We start from the raw sequence: 17,896 nt of genomic DNA on the forward strand, positions 1-17,896 counted from the left end.
ACCGAATGTGAGACAGGGCCGTTAGATTTACACTCCCTACGGTTCGCCACTGACAGTGAGCCTCTTTCACCGGCGCAGGTCCTGGGCGATCCTCTTCGCGGTGCGCGCATCGGGGGTATCGAGCGGGCGTGAGGGGTCACCGGCCACCGTCGAGACGACGGGGACCGGGATCTGCTTGAGGCGTTCGACCAGGGCGTGCCACGCCTTGATCTTTGCGGATGTTCCCTGCTGCGGGCTGTGCGTGAGGACTTCGACCAGGGCGACCGGCGTGGCGTCCTCGCCGACGACGGTCCAGTCCGGTGTCAGGTTCCCCCATCGCCGCTCAAACTCCACGGCAAAGCCTCGCCGACGCAGCGCTGCACCGGCGGCAAGCTCGATGACGTCGGGCCAGAAGTTCTGGTCGCGCCACAGATTTGTGGCGAAGGCCTCCGCAGTGGTCTGCGGCAGGAGATCGAGCTGCTCGTCCAGCCAGATTCGCCAGGGCTCGTACTCGTCCAGTACCGCCAGGTCGTAGGAGAGCATCCGGTTCTCCGGCGGGCGCTTGCCGTAACGGTGCCGCTGTTCGACGACGAACTGGGGGCCGAAGCGCCGAAAGGCCTGTTCCGTATTCATGGGCGTGGATTCTCCGCCTTCCTGTCGCCGCACACACCCAGATGGAAGCCTCCAATGGATCCGGCCGTGGTGGTGCTTGCCGACGTCAGCCTCGCAGAGCAGCGGCTGTGCGGCGTCGGCGGACGCCTTGGGATCTGCCCGTGTCCTACGGTTGCACCTTCGTGCCGTGAAGTCTGTTGTCCGTGTGGGGGGCCATGCGCAATTGCGTCCGCAGTACCGTGATGCTGGCTGCATCTGCCGTACTTCTCTGCGCCCTCATGAGCGGCTGTTCGCAGGAGCACGCGGCCGTCGACGAAGCCAGGTGCCCCGCGCCTGGCTCACCGGCTGCTGCCTCGGCGGGATCCGAGGGCTCCGTGGCCGGCACGGTCGCGGTCCGCGTGCCGATGCTGAGGCCCGGGCAGAGCGGCGCATTCAAGACCTGCGGCACGGGGTGGAAAGTCACAGTCATCAGCGTGAAGTACCCCATGCCGGCCGAAGTCGGCACGAGCAAGGAAGCAATCGGGCAGTACGCGGTGATCCGCCTCACGGTGACGAACACGGGCACCACCATGGGGGATTTCTCCGCCGACGAGGTGACGTGGGAATCCAAGGGGGTAGCCCCGGTGGAAGCAAGCGCCTACGGCAGCTCCAACGGCCTGGCGCACCTCGACGCGGCGTACAAGCCCGGCCAGTCGGCCACAGGAAACGTCATCCTCGACGTGGGAGAGAGGGGCGGCACGGCCACCTTCTACGACACCGCCGAGGATGCGATCTACAATCCCGTCTACCGTGAAACCCCTTTGTTTCAGGTTGCCTTGCCCTACTGACCACCGACGACCATCACTCTCCGCGGCCTCCGGTACTGAGCCTTTGCCCGTTCGTTCCTGTGCGTCTCTGCGCCCAGGAGCTGTCGGCCGGTGGGGCGGCGTCGGCGTCGTTCCCTCCGCGAACGGGTATCGCACGTAATGGCTGTGGGTGCCCGGCGGCGCCAGTGCCGACTGCGTTGCGGGCACTGCCGAATCTCGTTAGTCAGCTTGTCGAGCCAGGTCCTGCTCCGAGTTGGCGCCGTTGACCGCTCGGCGCCTGCTGAGGCTCGGGAACAACAGGGGTGAGTGTTGCCTGAGCGGCGGCCTGCTCGGCGGCGGTGCCCCGCGGTGGGACGACGGCGTCCGGCGCAGGGGAGCTGGGCTGGGGACCGGTAGCCAGGAGGCGGCGAGTGGTGCTCATCGCGCCATCCTTGCAGGCTTGAGTAGCAATGCGTTGCTGTGCGGCGCGCGAGCTTGCTGCTGTGGGGTGCGGGGCTGCCGTGCGCGCCCACTCGTGGGCGCCGGGGCGAGCAGTGCCTGCGCGATTCCTGTACCCAGGCCCTGGAGCAGGTCATGGGAGCCAAGCGGGAACACACGGCGCCACCGAAGATCCTGCAACCGGAGAGCGAGCTGGGCCGGATGCTGGACCTGATGGCTGCGCTGCACGAGTCGGTGCGCGTAGCCCGCGCCGATACCGCCGGCCGATGCGCATGATGAGGGCAGGGTCTCCGTCCCGTGTTTCCCCGAGCCGGGACGGAGACCCGCACACTCGCCCTAAAACTGAGATCAATACCAAGACGGCCAGGAGACCGTCTGGGAATAGAGTGCCTTGGTTCTGGGCGGCGGCGCCGAAGCTGCGCCCCCGAGCGCGGCTTCCGCCACCCCTGAGGGCAGTCCGCCCTTGGATACTCGGTGTGCGTCACGCCGATGGGGCACCGGACGTGTCCACAGGGGGGCGGCAGGGTACGCAGGCGTTCCCGCAGATCGGCCACGTATTCAGCGGGTCGGGCGGCGAGCAGGCCGTTCAGTCGCTGCAGTCTGGTGCGGGCGGTGGCGCGCAGGCGGCTGGGCGGTACCCGGTCGAGTACGTCCAGGGCGCGCTGCGCAGCATCGGATGGCTGGTCGCAGGCTTCGGCCTGGGCCAGGACAAGAGTGGCAGCGGCCCATCCGGGGGTGCCGGTGGTGCAGGCGGCCGTGGAGGTCTCGGCGCGGGTGCGGGCTTGTTCGGTGCGGCCCAGCGCGAGGTGCGCTTCGGCCTGATGCAGGGCGAGTTCGGGTTCGTCGAAGCCGAAACGACCGGGTGCTTGGCCGGCCGGGTCGGCTTCGAGTTCGGCCAGGGCCACCTCGAGTGCGGTGTTCGCCTCCCGGTCGCGGCTCTGCCGGGCGAGGGTGGGCAGCAGCGTCCAGGCGTGGAGCTGGGCATGGACCAGGCCGGCGGGGGCCGCGGCCGCGCCGCGCTCGGCGTACGTGTACGCGGCGTTCAGGTTGCCGGTGTGGCGGGCGACCATGCTCTGCGCCCGGTACGCCCACGCCGCCAGCGCTGTGTCACCGCCCCGGTCGGCGTAGGAGACGGCGGTGCCCAGGTGGAGCCGTGCGCCGGCCGGGTCGTCGAGGCGGAAGGCCAGGTTGCCCAGCAGTCCTGAGAGCCGGCCGAGCTGGCGGTGCAGTTCGGTGCGGTCCGTACCGGCGGGCAGCACTGCGGCCAGCAGGGTGCGGGCCGCGCGGACTTCCCGGAACTGCACAGGTACGGGGTGCTTGCTGTAGTTCAGGTGGTAGTGGTTGGCGGCGAGTTCGGCCACCAGCGGGCTGCCTTCGCGTTCCACCAGGAGTGCGAGCTGGAGGGACTCTCTGATCGAGGGGAGCCCCGCATCGGTGGTCATCGGATATGCCCCTCCCTGTTATGCGGCAAAGAGCTGGAGGAGTTCTGGAACGCCTTGGGCGTGCTGGTAGTGCCGGAAGCGGGGGAGAAGGTCGTCGACGAGCTGCACGCAGCGGGGTGCTCCGATGCGACGTGCCAGGAGCAGTGATTCGGTGGCGGCGGCTGTGGCGGGCTCGGGTTCCTTCAGATCGAGGTAGCTTGCGGCGCGGTAGGCGAGGAACACACCTCGGGTCTTGTCCCGGGGCGGGGGCAGCAGGCCTTCGCCTTCGGTCATCAGCCGGTGAGCGCGGCCGATGTCGCGGAGATCCAGGAGGGCCTGGCCGGAGTCCACGGCGAGATCGGCTTCGGATACCCAGGCGCACCAGGCGGGCCGGTCGGCGCCGGTGTCGCCCAGGTGCTTCTCCGCCGCGGCAAGGGCACGCAGCACGGCGCGCCGTTCGCTCAGGTCGCCCTGTGCGGGCGAGGCGTAGCTGGAGCAGGCAGCGGGCGGCGGGGTTCTGGGCGCGGGTCAGGGCGTGGTTGAGGATGTTTGCCGCGGTGATGTGGTCACGGCGCCAGGCGGCCTGGTAGGCGAGGTCGCCCAGGAGGCCGGCGCCCATATCGTGGTCTCCGGCTGCGTGGGCGTTGTGCAGACCGGCGATCCAGTTCTGGCTGGCGTGGGTGTGGCGGCCCAGGTCGAAGCGGTGCCAGGCGACGGTCTGGGACAGGGAGGCCGCCAGGGTGTGCAGGCGCTCCCCGAGGGTGGGTGTGTAGCGGCTGTGTTCGAGCAGTTCGGTCACCGTGGACAGGTGGGCGTCCAGCAGCGTGGCGGTGGGCTGCCGCTGCTCGGTGGCGTGACTGGCGAGTTGCTGGGTGGTGTTCTCCAGGAACGCGACGAAGTCCTCGCCGATCGGTTTGCCGTCGCGGGCCTGGGCGAGCGCGATCGTCGGGCCGGCGGCCCAGTCCGCGGCCAGCGCGGACAGGGTGGCGCCGGAGATCGTGAAGAAGGTGCGGCGGTCCATCGCTGTTCGCAAGGCCTCTCTCAGAGCGGGCACGGAACTGTGGGGTCCGAGCGGGACCACGCCGTCGGCGGTGAGCGGCAGCCAGTTCGGCCAGTCGTCAGCGCAGACGATGTCCGCAGGCCAGCCGAGCGCTTCGGCGATGTAGATCTGCGATTCCTCGTTGGGCTTGATGCCACGTTGCCATTTACGTACCCGTGCCTCGTCCGTGCCTGAGCGCAGATCACGCCGGGCGGCCGCGGCACGAATTGCGGAGACGAGTTCTTCCATCGTCATGCCGAGCGCGAGGCGGGCCAGGGTCAGTGGGTGACGGGTGGTTCTCTTCCACGCCTCCACCCAATCACTCAGCGCACATGGGCGGTGACTGCTTCGCGGAGACGGGACCTCCGCGGGATCCTCTCCAACTGGTCGACCGAGTCGAACAGTTGAGTCCATTCTCGTCTTCTCGCGCCGCGTCACGCGGCAGCGGGACCTCGCTGGAGCGTGAGAGGAGAGGGGTACTGATGGCACAGACGGATACGCCGCTGGTGCCCGTGGTCGTCAGCGCCCGCGGAAACACTGCGAACGTACGGAGTCTGCTGAATGCGCTGGCAGCGCAGACGCTGCCATAGGGCCGAGCTGGACAGATCGATCCGCGATGGGTAGGCAAGCACATGAAGCTCCGGGCGGACAGGTTGCTCTTGGTCGACAACCCATCTACCAGGAGCTTCACCTCTTCCCGCACGCGGCCCCGCACCAACTCGCGCCGCTGTCAGCCAGGTTGGCAAAGGCTCAGTGGCCGGTGGTGGCCCGATCGATGACTTTCGTCCCTGCTGGTCAGGGCCCACTCAGTCCTCAGGGCCGTGTCCGCGGGGACGATTGGTTGACCCTATTCCGCATAAAATCGGGCGCGGTTGCCCAAATCTGACCCGGCACGTAGCCGCCCTTGGCTGTTAGGGCAACGCAATCGACCTTAGGGGGCACGTTCGGCTGCAATCACATTTACAGGTGCCATGATGCGCAAGGCCGGAAGTGAAGTCGCAGACCATCGGGGAAGCGCGGCTCCACATTCTGTCCCGTCGACCATCTGGGCAGTGGTTGACGATTGCCGCCCCTCTCCCCTGGGGGCGTCGGCCGTCACCGAAATCCCCCCGGTAGGGGCCAGTGCCTCGTGACTTGCCGCCTAACTTGTGGCAATTAGCCGGAAAAAGTGGTGACGGTGCGGCTGCGTGCGTACTTCTGACCTCACGGTTCGAAACTCAATTCGCCAGCCGGACAGGTTTGATCGGCGTAGGGCGGCCAACCGGTCAGCAGGACAAGTACGGCATTGAAGGTGCTATAGCCGAAGATCACGTGCTTTAGGAAAGTTCGCTACCAATATACCCATTCGATTTCATTATGCAGCAATAATCATTCCACCAGGGCACCCCCCTGGAAGTACGCAAGGAACGTCCCTTGAGATCATCACCGAGACGCTGGAGCGTGCTCGCCGTCTCCGGCGCCGCCGTTCTGTCCCTGATACATCCCGCCACCGCGTCCCCTGATACCCCCTCCTCCGCCGCCACACCGGCACAGAACACCGTGCCGCCCGGCACCCACTCCGTCACGCTGATCACCGGCGACGTGGTCACGACCCGTCAGTCCTTCGGCAACAGCAAGGGCGGCACGGTCGACGTGCGCACCGCGGCGGGCGGTCCCGCCGAGGCGCGCGTCATGGAGTCCGGCGGCGACCTGTACGTCTTCCCCACCGCCGTGCTGCCCTACGTGGCGGCGGGCACGCTCGACCGGCGCCTGTTCAACGTCAGCGACCTGGTCGCCGACGGGTACGACAACGCCCACCGCGATCGGCTGCCGCTGATCGTCTCGTACACCACGTCCGCCGCGGGCCTGCGTGCCACCGCGCCCCCCGGCGCGGCCCGCGTCAGGGACCTGAGCAGCGTGCAGGGCGCGGCCCTCACCGAGGACCGCGACCGCTCGGCCGACTTCTGGCGGGCCGTCACCGCGGCTCCGGCGAACGGTTCGAGGGCGGCGGCCACGAGCCGTGGGCCGGCCTTCGGTGCTGGCATCGCCCGCATCTGGCTCGACGGCGTGGTGAAGGCGGACCTCGCCGACACCACCGCCCAGATCGGCGCGCCCACCGCCTGGGCGGACGGGAACACCGGGCAGGGCGTGGACGTCGCCGTCCTGGACACCGGCATCGACGCCGAGCACCCCGACTTCGGCGGGCGCATAGCCGCCACCGACAGCTTCGTCCCCGACGAGGACGTCACCGACCGCAACGGCCACGGCACGCACGTCGCGTCCACCATCGCAGGCACCGGAGCAGCCTCCGACGGCAAGGAACGAGGCGTCGCCCCTGGGGCGGAGCTCCACATCGGCAAGGTGCTGTCGGACGCCGGCGGGGGCCAGGACTCCTGGGTGCTGGCCGGCATGGAGTGGGCCGCCGTCGACCAGCACGCCGACATCGTCAGCATGAGTCTGGGCAGCAGCGCCCCGTCGGACGGCACGGACCCGATGAGCGAGGCGGTGAACCGCCTGAGCGCTCAGACCGGTGCGCTGTTCGTCATTGCCGCGGGCAACTCCGGCGCGCCCAATACGATCAGCTCGCCCGGCGCCGCGGATGCCGCGCTGACTGTGGGCGCCGTAGACTCCGCCGACAACGTCGCGTACTTCTCCAGCCAGGGCCCGAGGGCGGGCGACGGCGGCCTCAAGCCGGAGATCACCGCGCCGGGCGTAGACGTGCTCGCTGCGCGCTCGCAATACGCCCCCGAGGGCGAGGGCAGCTACCAGACGCTGAGCGGTACCTCGATGGCGACCCCGCACGTCGCCGGAGCGGCGGCCCTGCTCGCCGCCGCGCGGCCCGGCCTCACTGGCGCCCAGCTGAAGGACCTCCTGGTCAGCAGCTCCCAGCAGACCCCGCAGTACGACGCCTTCCAGGCTGGTAGCGGCCGAGTCGACGTGCCCGCGGCGCTGCGTGCGGGCGTCTTCGCCTCGGCGACCGCGTTCGCCGGGCAGGTGATGCAGGGCGGCACCGGCGCGGTGCAGCGCCCGGTGACGTACACCAACACCGGTGGCTCCGCCGTCACTCTCGGACTGTCGGTGCAGGCTTCGAATGCCCCCGCGGGCCTGTTTCGGCTCTCGGCCTCCCAGGTCGTCGTCCCGGCGCACGGCACCGCCGAGGTCACGCTCACCATCGACGCGTCCAAGGCCACGGGCAACAACCGCTGGTCGGGCCAGGTCATCGCGGCCGACGCGTCCGGGGCCGTCGCCGTGCACACCGCGATCTCCCTCGGCGACGTGACGCACAAGCTGACCGTGCTCCTCAGGGACAGCCACGGCAACCCCATGCCGGGTGTCGTTGAAATCCTCAGCCCCGGCCGCCTCGGCCCTGACTTCTACGCAGTGGACGAGTCCGGCACGCTGGAGACGTTCCTGCCCGACGACGTGTACTCGGTGCTGTCCTTCAAGGACGTGCAGGGTGTGCACGGCCCGCACTCGCTGGGCATGGCGCTGCTGGGCGACCCCGAGGTCGTCATGGACCAGGACACGACCGTGACGATGGACGCGCGCAAGCTCCACCGGGTCGACATGACGACACCGCAGTCGACCGAGACGACCTACCAGCGCCTTGAGTACAACCGCTCGATGGGCGGCGGCACATGGCGCGCCTACATGGAGACCCAGACCAGTTACGACAGCCTCTGGGCCCAGCCGACCACCCACGACGTCAAGCACGGCGACTTTTACCTCGGCGCCCGCTGGCGCAAGGAACAGCCGGTTCTCGCCGTGTCCACCCCCAGCGGCGCCTTCACCGACGTCCTGCGCCAGGACGGCGTCACCCCGCTGGCCAAGGGCCACTACCGGCTCCCGCTCGTCTCGGCGGGGGACGGCACGGCCGCCGACTGGGCGAAGGTCGACGCGCGCGGCAAGGCGGTGGTCGTACGCCGTAACGACTCCGTCGGCGACGCCGAGCAGGCAGCGGCCGCCGCGCAGGCCGGCGCCAAACTGCTGCTCGTCGTCAACAACCAACTCGGGCAGCAGATCCGCAACTACAGCCCCGACTGGAACACACCCGCTGGCCTCGACGTTGCGCTGGTCGGCACGGACGAGGGCGAACGGCTGCTGCGGCAGACCACCGGGCGCGGGGCCGTCCTCACGGTGGACTCCCAACCCAACAGCCCCTACGTCTACGACCTGATGCGGACGTGGCACAACAGCGTCCCGGCCGACCTGGTCGTCAAGGGCTCCTCGAAGAACCTGGCCCGCGTCAACGTCGCCTTCGACAGCCCCGACCCGTCACGCGGCGGCGGCGAATGGCGCTACGACTGGCCCGTGTACTCGAACTGGGGCATCGGTCTGACAGTCCGCGAACCCATGAACAGCCACCGTGTCGACTGGGTCTCCACCGGCAGCGGCAACTCCTGGAGCCAAGAGGCATACGTCGACAGCCTGATCTACGAGCTCGAGCCGCGCACCGCTTACCGGCCCGGCAGCACTCACACGCAGGAGTGGTTCAAGCCGCTCGCGCGACCGTACCTCAACAACAACTACAGGCTGCCCACCCGCAGCGGGAACCTGCTCAACCTCGATGTGCCCGCGTGGGGCAGTTCCGATCACGTCGGCATGTCCATGGACTACGACCGCATGCGCCAATCCCTCACCCTCTACCAGGGCAGCACGCGCCTCGCGGTGGGCTCGTACACCACGGTCTCGGCCGACGCACCCAGCGCCGCCCGGCTGCCCTACCGCCTGGTGCTGGACGGAAGCCGGGACGCCTCGGTGAGCCCGTACTCCGCCACGACGCACACCGAGTGGGGGTTCACCTCCTCCGAACCCACCGGTAACGACTCCGCGGTCCTGCCGCTGATCCAGCTCGACTACGGCATCACCACCGACGCGGACGGCCGCGCCGACCGCCACGCCGAAGTCACCGTCTCCGCCGCGCACCTGCCGGGTGCCGCGGGCGCGGGCAGGATCGCCCCCGTCACGGTGGAGTTCTCGTACGACGACGGGCACACGTGGCGCAAGGCGGACCGTTCCCACGACAACCGCTACGTGCCGATGCCGCCGAAACACGCCCGCTTCGTCTCCCTGCGGGCCACCGCCCGCGACACGGCCGGAAACACCGTCACCCAGTCGGTGATCCGCGCCTTCGGTCTGCGCTGACGGGCTCGCCCGGACAGGCGTCGGCACACCAAGTCACCCAAATGCAGGTGTACTTGGCCGACGCCTGTACGGCGTCCATGGATGCCCAGATAGAGGCCTTTGGTCGAGCCTGTCCTGACCGCCTGGCGGGCCGAGCGGCGCGGCCGCGGACTGGACATCGGCCGCCCACCGGACCATGGCCTGCGCCATCTCCTGGACGCGATCCTCTACGTGAACCGCACCGGGATCCCCTGGCGTTACCTCCCGCACGACTACCCGCACTTGAACACCGTCTACGCCTACTTCGCCCGCTGGCAGGAGGAAAGAGTCTTCGACCAGCTCAACAGCCTCCTGCGCCGCGCGCATCCGTTCTTCCGGCGCGGGCTCGGCCGGCCGGTCGGAAGACGCCGACCCGTTGCGCCGCCACCGCGACACCCAGCTGTGCAGCGTCCCGGAATGTACGCCGAGTTCCTCGGCGACCTCCGGGATCGGTCTGCCCGTCTCGATCACGATGCGTACAGCACCCTCACGAAACTCAAAGGGCTAGAGTCGAACAGACGAGGGCGGATCACAGAATTCGGGAACCCAACTGGATTCGCCGAGTACGGTGCGCGCCCGGTCACGTCCGCTGGAGTGGTGTAGCGACGGCCACTCGGTGATCTCATTTTGAGTCTATGCGCTGAGTTCGGTCGGGGGGGCGGTGTCGTCGGTTTCTGACTCGATCGGGTGGAGGCGGGTCTTGGCCAGCAGGTCGAGCCCCAAAATCATGCCGGTTGACGAAGGTGGCACAGGTCAGTGCCGGGAGCGGGGCGTCTGGGGGGACGCCTGTGCCTGCTGGGCCGGAGCTCCGCTGGGCCTCACAACCGCCTTGGCCTGCAAGAGCGTTGACGCTGAAACAGTCGGCCACATCCTCGATACCGGAGGCGCTTCCGACGGCGCGGACCCGGCGAGCCGCCGAGGAGTCGGCCTCAAGGCCCCACCCCATCCGGTTCTCTCCTGGTCAACGTTTCATACATTTCCCGGCAAGTGACCGCAACGGGCGGCCCTAGGCTTTTCCGGACAAGAGGTGCCATCCCTCAGATCGTGTTGGACGGACAGGAAATGACTCAACCGTTTTCCAGCGACGCCGAGACGACGGTCACTTTTGAGCTCGAAGTGCACGTGATCGTCGGAGGCGAACCGCACGTCTCACTCCCCGCGGCATTTCACTACCACTGCATGGACCCCTACGCCGTACGCCTGTCGATAGGGTCGACCTCGAGCGGCACGGTCAACTGGGTATTCGCGCTCAGCCTCCTTCAGGAGGGACTGTGCCGGCCGGTGGGGGAGGGCGACGTCCTGGTGTCGCCCCGGCGGGCGTCGCACGGCCCTGTGATCCGCACAGTCGTCAGATCCCGCTTCGGCTCCGCGGTGCTCGACATGAAGGCCGCGGCTGTAGCCGAGTTCCTGGACCGGACGCAGGAACTGGTGCCGCCGGGCTCGGAGGGAACGTACGTCGACATCGACCACGTCGCGGATCTGCTCCTGGCCATCGGCGAATGACGGATCACGGACGCCTGTCCGCCGGGGTTCATGACCGCCGACCGCGTGATCCGACCGGCGTGCCGGGCGGCGCGAACTCACGTCGGCAGGCTGGTGCGGGTGGCGGGGGAGCAGGGGGTGTGTGTACTCCCCCACCAGCGAACTCAGAAGGACCAGGAGTAGGTAGAGGAGGCCGAACCCCCGGTGGCCAGGCCCGCACCCGCGGCGACGTTGACGGAGGCACCGGCGATGTATCCGCCGCCATTGACGTACAGGGTGACGTACTCGTACGAGGTGTCGGTGCTCATGGGCTGGAACCACTGAGTGAGGCACTGTCCGGCCGGGACCCCCATGAAGCCGCCGTTCCCCCAGTACACGTTGGTCTGGTAGGAGCCCCAGGAGCACACCTCCAGCTGCCAGGCGGGAACCGACGACGCGGAGGCTGAACCGGCGAGGCCTAGCGTCAGAAAGCTGGCGAGGACACCGACCACCGCGGCCGCACGCCTGCGCTGCTTGAATATCGACTTCATGGGTTGTCTCAATCCTCACCGGTATCTGCCCGGTAGCCGACGGCTGGCACCGGGCGGTTGCCTGGACAGGGGATAGCGATACGAGCATCAGTTTCCGCGCCAGTGTGTGGGCGAACTCCGGAACAGAGCGCTACGAGAGTAGGACGGGTAGACCTTCTGCCCCCGTTTGCGGTCGGCGGTACACCATATTGTTCCCACGCCGACCTGTAAGCGGCGTTTGTGACCGTCTTGCTCGGCCGAGGCGGTTTGCTGGGTCAGGAGGCAGAAACGTACAGGGTTGGCGAGTTGCATGTGTCTTGGAATGGTTTGACGGTCCGTGAACCCTGCAGTGTTCCGTACGTATGCCGCACCCTCCTGGGGTGCCGAATGTGATGTCGGCGGTTTCTGCCCCCAGGGGATATAGGGAAGGATTGTTGCCTCATTTCCCTGCAAATCCGTGCACGATTTGACTGGCTGGTGAAGCCGTTAACACCATCGAACGTTCCATCGCTTCCGGGTGCAGGGTATCTCTGCCGGTTCGGACAGCTGTGCCCGTCTGTGGCACCGGCACCGGCACCTCGCCCAGGGCTTGATCAAGTTCCGTGAGCGTCGGGGTTGTTGGTGATGCCCAGGAGTGGGAGGGCTCGTTCGGGTTGGTCGCGGATTGCCCGGGTGGTCTTGGCGATATTGGCAGCGCCAAGGGTCTTGAGCAGGCCGATGGCGAGGTTGCGGAAGGTGGCCATGGCGCGTGGTGCGGTGCCGGTGTGGAGTGTGGAGGCGTCCTCGGCGTAGGTCACGTCTCTGACGTGATGCAGGGCTTCGAAAGAGCGCGGTCTCGTTCGTCTTCACTCCGACCTCCGCCTGGGCGAGGGTCAGGGCCCGGTGGTGGGTGACGGCGGAGAGGAGGTGCCTGCGGCCGGTGGACAGGCGGGCCGATCCTCTGAGCGACTTGCCGTCGACGGCGATCACCTGCCGTTGCCCCGAAGCCGTTCCCGCAGGGTTGCGGCCGGCGAGGTAGGCGCCGACAGCCCGGTCCAGGGCGTCACCGTCGACGGCCGCCAGGACACGGCCGATCGTGGTCCGCGAGGGAGAACGACGTCACCGCAGCGGACGCCGACGGCCGTCAGCACGGTGTCCGAGGCCCGCGCCGCCCACTCGGCGATCTCGTCGACGCTCCTCGCTCCCGACACCGCCGCACAGGCACAGACGAGGAGGATCGCGGTCAGCGAGTACCGGCGGCCCCGCCTCGCGCGCGGATCAGGCACCAACTCCAGGAAAGGCCGCAGGCCAGCGACTTGGCCGAGGTCCAGCGGACCCAGCCTCACCAGCACCGGCGGGATGAGAGAGGATACAGCGGCAGGCACGGGCCACCTCATGATCGTTGAGCTTCGACACTCCAATGATCACGAAGCCCGTGCCTGCTCTGCTATGCACCCCAACCGGTCACGGCCCGACCAACCACCCACCCCCGGAACTCGCCCGAGCCCTGCGGAGACCCACCGCTTCTTCCGCAGGCGCCAGCGTCAGCCGCACATCGTCCGCGGCTACTTCGGCGGCCCACATGTCCGCTACGTCCTGGACGAGAACCCCATGAGTTTCTGATCAATAAAGCAACCGCTTGGGCTTCGATAAGCGCCGCAATGAAATGCCGACCTCAATACAGCGGAATCCAGCATTTTCCGCCACAGTCGACCCCGTTGTTAAGTCCAAAGTATTCGCTCCTTTGGTAGTTGCCCCAATAGTCGTAGAAGTTGACCTGAATTATACTGGGCATTTTCTGCCACCACCATCCCCACAGCGTCCCACATCCATAGTTGTTGGGATCGAGGCTGAAGTGCGGCGATATCTTATATTCATTATTTTGATTCCAGCCGATCAATACGGCTGACGACGAGCCATTGGTGCAGACCTCTACCTGCTCAGCTCCAGACGAAGCCTGAGCCGTACCAGTCCCCATAAACCACGTGCAGGACAAAACAGCGAAGGCGACAAGCAGTCTGGCGAAACGTGCCCTCGAGTGCCTTAGTCGATCCATGACACAATTCCTTTCCTGGAGCGTTCACCATCTCATGGTGGATTTATACAGAGCTCCAGAGAGGAAGAGAGTTCCCGTAACGCCACGATGCCCGCATGGGCGCCACTTCTGCCCAATATGCTTGAAAAATTCCGAAACCCTGGAAGCCGTAGCAGCACGGGTTCCCTCCGGTCGTTTGTCACCTCCCGCCTTCCCCGACTACGACGTCCAGACCATGCGCAAGGAACGGCTGTACCCGACGCCCAACTGCGCTTAAGACGTCGTTTTACTTGGTGAGTCTGCGGTGGCATATGAGGGTCGCCGCGATGGCGATGAAGGCCCACACGCCGAGCCGCAGGGCGCGGTCGTCGTCTTCGCTTTTCTGCCTCGAAAGCTGCCGCACCAACGGTGAGGCTATAGACCGTGTCCTATGTGGTGAGGCGGACGAGCCGTTTGTAGCAGCAGATGGCGGCTGCGAGTCCGAGAAAGGCCAGGTAGTTGCGGGGATGGCGCTCGTAGCGGTGGTTGAGTCGCCGGTAGCCGGTCAGCCAGGACATCGTTCGCTCGATGACCCATCTGCGGCGTCCGAGTCGTTCGCTGGACTCAATGCCCTTGCGGGCGATCCGGACTCCGATGCGCTTACCGCGTAACCATTTCCGCAGGTGAGGGACGTCGTACGCCTTGTCGGCGTGCAGTCGTTGGGGCTTGAGATGGCGGCCGCGGTGAGGGTCGTGTCTCGTTTGGTGACCCATGATCATGGGCTTCAGCGCGAGGCTGTCGTGGACGTTGGCGGCCGAGAGGCCGACGAGGAGGGGCAGCCCTTTCGCGTCCGACAGGACGTGCATCTTGGAACCCGGCTTCGGCACACGGCAGACGGCACACGGCAGACCCGGGAGACGGTCCACGTCGTCGCCAGCCTCAAGCCCCACCAGGCCAGCCCTGCACCGACAGTGCGCCACAGGCAATGGCCGCTCCACGAAACCTGCCCGGCGGCGGCCGACCCCGACACGGTCAGCACGATGTCGGCCTGCACATCGACCGCGGCTGTATTCACCGTGGATGGCGAGCGCCGCGCCGCGGCTGGCGAGGGCCTGAGCCGCGGATCGCGAGGGCCTGCCGACCGTGTGGAACAGCGCGGAACGGAATGGAACGCCCATCCCTTAGGTGGTCACAAGGGGCTGCACAGGCCGCGCACTCCGGAAGGTGCGCGGCCACGAACGGGTCGGCTCCACCGAATCAACACATGGGCAGAGAACCGGGACAGGGATGAACATTTCGAGAAAGAGCCAACTGTTCGCAGTGGTCGGGGCCTTGGCGGCCTCGCTGGCCATGTCCACGGGCACCGCGTCGGCCGGCGTGCCCGCAGGGGCCGCTGACCGCGCGGCGACCGCGCAGACCTTCAGCATCACCGCCGACGACCAGCAGAACCAGTTCGTCCAGGCCGTCGGCACCCCCAACGCGACGGTGATGATCGCGGGAACGGTGAATCTCAACCTGAGCGGCCTTTCGGCCATACCCGTGGCGCCCGGGGTCCGTATCATCGGCGACCGCACGGTCGTCGCGCGAGGGCCGCGCGTCTTCACGACGACGTTCCCGCGCACGCTGTTCACGATCGGCGACAGCAACGGCGGCACCGCGGACAACGTACGGATCAGCGGGATCAGGTTCGACGGCGGCGCCCCGATGGACCCCGCCGCGTCGGTGGGCACCACGGACGCCAACGGGATCGACATCTGGTCCAGCCAGAACGTGGAGATCGACCACAGCGAGTTCGCCCGGTGGCGCGGCGCGGCGATCAACCTGCAGGATCCGGGCAACCGGATCAACCGCGCCAACGCGGACACGGTGTGGGTGCACGACAACTACATCCATGACAACCAGCACCCCACCATGGACGGCATCGAGGACGCGTTCGGCAACCACCATGGTGCCGGCTACGGGGTCGCCCTGAACAACGGCGCCTACGCGCTGATCGAGAAGAACGAGTTCCAGGCCAACCGTCACTCGGTCGCCGGTGACGGCCGGCCCGGCACCGGGTACCTGGTGTACCGCAACCTCATGGAGTCGCCCGGGCTCGGCTTCTCCCTGCTGGGCTGGGACCACTACGAGCACCTCATCGACATGCACGGCCGTGGGGACTGCTCCAACTACCAGTGCGGGCCGGCCGGCGAGTACGCCGACATCGCCTACAACTCCTTCCCGTCCACCAACTCGACCGAGATCAAGCTGCGCGGCACTCCCACCGACGGCTTCAACGTCGAGAACAACGTCTTCGCCCACACCGTCAGGTGGTCGACGACGTTCACCAACGGCGCCCTGGATCAGACCGAGAGCGGTCTGCACGACAACGGCGGCAACATCCTGGGCGCGAACCGGGACAACCAGCGCACCTGCGACTTCGACGGCGACGGCGTCACCGACCCCTTCATGACCACGGGCCTGACCTGGTGGTACGCCACCAGCGCCGGCGACCAGCACTGGGTGTACCTCAACCAGTCGAACGAGCGTATCGCCGACCTCCGGTTCCGCGACGTCAACGGCGACGGCCTGTGCGACGCCACCTCGGTCAACACCGGCAAGGTCTATTACACCCACGGGCAGACCGAAGACTCGGTACGTCCCAGCAACGGAATGCCCGTGGTCACCCCCGTCCCCGGTTCCTCGGTCGCCATGGCCTCCCAGAACGAGACGGACGCGACGAAGGGGGTCCAGGCGTTCACCGTCGACGCGCAGGGCGGGCTCTACACCACCCACATCGTCCCGGGGCAGCCGGCCCCGGACTGGACTCCTGAGTACGACACCCCGGCCCGGCTGACGTCCGTGGCGGCGGCGACCAACGCCGACGGGCGGATCGAGTTGTTCGCGCTCGACCGGAACGGGCTGATCTACTCGCGCACGCAGACGAGTCCCGGTTCGAGCACGTGGTCGGCGTGGAGGACCCTCGACGGGATTCTCAATTCGATCTCCGTGGCGCGCAATCAGAACGGAACCCTCCAGATCTTCGGCACCAACTCCGCCGGTACGATCTGGACCCGCTCCCAGCAGCAGCCGTCGGTCGACAACTGGAACGGCTGGCAGCAGATGGACGGCCTCCTGAACAAGATCGTCGCGGGAACCCACGCGGACGGGACGATCGAGATCGACGGCTTCAACTTCAACGGCACCCCGTTCCACCGCAGACAGACCACCGTCAACGCCACCAGCCCCGGGTCCGGCTGGTCGCCCTGGGCCCAGATGTTCACGAATCAGGGCGTGCTCACGGACATCTCCATAGCCCCCACCTATTACCAGGAGTTCGCGTTCTTCGGTGTCGTCGGTGGCGCGGCGTACCAGAACACCGAGGTGTCTTGGGGTGCCTACAACACGGGCGGGTGGCACGCCCTCCCGTACGGCAGCGGCATCCACAACGTCGCCGCGCAGCGGTGCGGCACCGACGTCCTCCTGATCGGTGTCACTGCCGACGGGAAGACCGAGATCAACCAGATCGGGGGCGGGTTCATCGGTGGTGATTACGGGTGGAGCCTGATCAACGGTGCCACGGCGCGTGCCACCTGATCCGCGTACTCCGGTCAACGGTGGATCTGCCGATCGAGGAGAGACACCAAGTGAGTGAGGAGCCGTTGCTCTGTGGTTCATGGTGACCGTGAGTTCGAGGTCGTCGATTCGGCCGGGTGACCCCCTGGCCGGCTGAGCACGGAACCGAGGCCTCCCGTAGCTCGTGGGTGTCGCATCCAGCGGCGGGGCAGGACGACGAACCCGACCGCGTTCTTCGGCCGGCTGACGGTCTTCAGCGTCAGGTTCAGGTACTTCTTCGCCCAGTCGACAAGCTGTCCGGCGTAGGCGGAATCGGCCCAGACGATCGTGATCGCGGGGTGCATGAGCCGCAGCCTGAACAGGACTTCCTTCGCCGCGTCGCGGTCGGTCATGTCGGCCGGCGTGACCATGACGAACAGCGGCAGGCTCTTGGTATCCACCACCAGGTGCCGCTTCCGGCCGTTGATCTAATGGGCGGTAGCTGAGGTCTTCTTCGCTGCGTCATAGCCGCGCGAGTCCTTGCCGACGGTCTCGGCAGCCTTGACGGACTGGGAGTCGATGATGGTGGCGACCGCTCCAGGGGAGCGGCCCATGTCCCGGCGGACGCGTTTGCGGAGCTGGTCACGGATCTGCCCGATCACCCCGGCGGCGGCCCAGCGGGCCACGGCGTTGTAGCAGGTCCGCCAGGGCGGATAGTCCTTGGGCAGGGCCCGCCACTTGCAGCCGGTGTCGACGACGTGCCGAATTGCGTCCACGATCTCGTGCCGCGGGTGCTTCTCCGGCCGCCCGCCGCGAGGGGTCTCGCAGGCTGGGATCGGCAGGAGCGGTTCGATCAATGCCCACTCGTCGTCGTAGGTGTCCGAGGGGTAGCAGCGGCGCCGGGCCAACATCCCCTCCCTTCATGAGGGTGGGGGCCGGCC

At 67.4% G+C, this 17,896-nt stretch carries 12 protein-coding genes and 4 pseudogenes; 8 read left to right on the forward strand and 8 right to left on the reverse strand.

The features are described from left to right. Window positions 1-66: 66 nt before the first annotated feature. A complete protein-coding gene (locus FNH09_RS20230) occupies window positions 67-612 on the reverse strand; it encodes a hypothetical protein (RefSeq protein ID WP_152889979.1) in 546 nt (181 codons plus the stop codon). Window positions 613-965: 353 nt separating this feature from the next. On the opposite strand from FNH09_RS20230, the gene FNH09_RS20235 reads away from it, so the two are divergent. The 3 genes from FNH09_RS20235 (at window position 966) to FNH09_RS20240 (ending at window position 3,040) form a co-directional block, all read left to right on the forward strand. Beyond that, window positions 966-1,418, forward strand: coding sequence for a DUF4352 domain-containing protein (locus FNH09_RS20235; RefSeq protein ID WP_152889981.1), 453 nt, complete (start codon window positions 966-968; stop codon window positions 1,416-1,418). Between the two features lie 552 nt (window positions 1,419-1,970). After that, window positions 1,971-2,111, forward strand: a complete 141-nt coding sequence (locus FNH09_RS46735; RefSeq protein ID WP_156110826.1) for a hypothetical protein — start codon at window positions 1,971-1,973, stop codon at window positions 2,109-2,111. Between the two features lie 200 nt (window positions 2,112-2,311). Then, window positions 2,312-3,040, forward strand: coding sequence for a hypothetical protein (locus FNH09_RS20240; protein ID WP_152889983.1), 729 nt, complete (start codon window positions 2,312-2,314; stop codon window positions 3,038-3,040). A 255-nt stretch (window positions 3,041-3,295) separates the two neighbouring features. Here the strand turns inward: FNH09_RS20240 and FNH09_RS48660 are convergent, their stop codons facing one another. Beyond that, window positions 3,296-3,703 carry an NsdA family TPR-like regulatory protein gene (locus FNH09_RS48660; RefSeq protein ID WP_238426852.1) on the reverse strand — a complete coding sequence of 136 codons (408 nt, stop codon included), beginning with the start codon at window positions 3,701-3,703 and terminating at the stop codon, window positions 3,296-3,298. Between the two features lie 88 nt (window positions 3,704-3,791). On the opposite strand from FNH09_RS48660, the gene FNH09_RS48665 reads away from it, so the two are divergent. The 3 genes and pseudogenes from FNH09_RS48665 to FNH09_RS20255 form a co-directional block, all read left to right on the forward strand. Continuing rightward, complete coding sequence (locus FNH09_RS48665) at window positions 3,792-4,490, forward strand: hypothetical protein (protein WP_238426854.1); 699 nt, start codon at window positions 3,792-3,794, stop codon at window positions 4,488-4,490. Between the two features lie 1,218 nt (window positions 4,491-5,708). Beyond that, on the forward strand, window positions 5,709-9,419 hold the full coding sequence (locus FNH09_RS20250) for a S8 family serine peptidase (protein WP_152889985.1): 3,711 nt from the start codon (window positions 5,709-5,711) through the stop codon (window positions 9,417-9,419). A gap of 99 nt (window positions 9,420-9,518) precedes the next feature. After that, window positions 9,519-9,758 (forward strand): annotated as a pseudogene (locus FNH09_RS20255) (transposase); the annotation flags it as partial. A 69-nt stretch (window positions 9,759-9,827) separates the two neighbouring features. On the opposite strand, the pseudogene FNH09_RS48670 reads toward FNH09_RS20255, so the two are convergent. Then, window positions 9,828-9,908, reverse strand: a pseudogene (locus FNH09_RS48670) (transposase); the annotation flags it as partial. A 573-nt stretch (window positions 9,909-10,481) separates the two neighbouring features. Here FNH09_RS48670 and FNH09_RS20270 point away from each other — a divergent pair. Continuing rightward, on the forward strand, window positions 10,482-10,940 hold the full coding sequence (locus tag FNH09_RS20270; protein ID WP_338017621.1) for an SsgA family sporulation/cell division regulator: 459 nt from the start codon (window positions 10,482-10,484) through the stop codon (window positions 10,938-10,940). Between the two features lie 143 nt (window positions 10,941-11,083). On the opposite strand, the gene FNH09_RS20275 is transcribed toward FNH09_RS20270, so the two are convergent. The 4 genes and pseudogenes from FNH09_RS20275 to FNH09_RS20290 form a co-directional block, all read right to left on the reverse strand. Continuing rightward, window positions 11,084-11,449 carry a hypothetical protein gene (locus tag FNH09_RS20275; RefSeq protein WP_152889988.1) on the reverse strand — a complete coding sequence of 122 codons (366 nt, stop codon included), beginning with the start codon at window positions 11,447-11,449 and terminating at the stop codon, window positions 11,084-11,086. 572 nt (window positions 11,450-12,021) lie between these two features. After that, window positions 12,022-12,225: a hypothetical protein gene (locus FNH09_RS48675; protein WP_238426855.1), complete on the reverse strand. Its 204-nt coding sequence runs from the start codon at window positions 12,223-12,225 to the stop codon at window positions 12,022-12,024. Between the two features lie 168 nt (window positions 12,226-12,393). Continuing rightward, window positions 12,394-12,804 (reverse strand): transposase family protein, encoded by a 411-nt coding sequence (locus FNH09_RS48680; protein ID WP_238426856.1) that lies wholly within the window; start codon window positions 12,802-12,804, stop codon window positions 12,394-12,396. 1,066 nt (window positions 12,805-13,870) lie between these two features. Continuing rightward, window positions 13,871-14,497, reverse strand: a pseudogene (locus FNH09_RS20290) (IS5 family transposase); the annotation flags it as partial. 211 nt (window positions 14,498-14,708) lie between these two features. On the opposite strand from FNH09_RS20290, the gene FNH09_RS20295 reads away from it, so the two are divergent. Next, entirely contained in the window at window positions 14,709-16,997 is a 2,289-nt protein-coding gene (locus FNH09_RS20295) for a DUF8189 domain-containing protein (protein WP_152889990.1), read from the forward strand. Window positions 16,998-17,170: 173 nt separating this feature from the next. Here FNH09_RS20295 and FNH09_RS20300 read toward each other — a convergent pair. After that, window positions 17,171-17,866, reverse strand: a pseudogene (locus FNH09_RS20300) (IS5 family transposase); the annotation flags it as partial. Window positions 17,867-17,896 lie beyond the last annotated feature (30 nt).

The organism is Streptomyces adustus (assembly GCF_009377175.1).
Taxonomy (GTDB): domain Bacteria; phylum Actinomycetota; class Actinomycetes; order Streptomycetales; family Streptomycetaceae; genus Streptomyces; species Streptomyces adustus.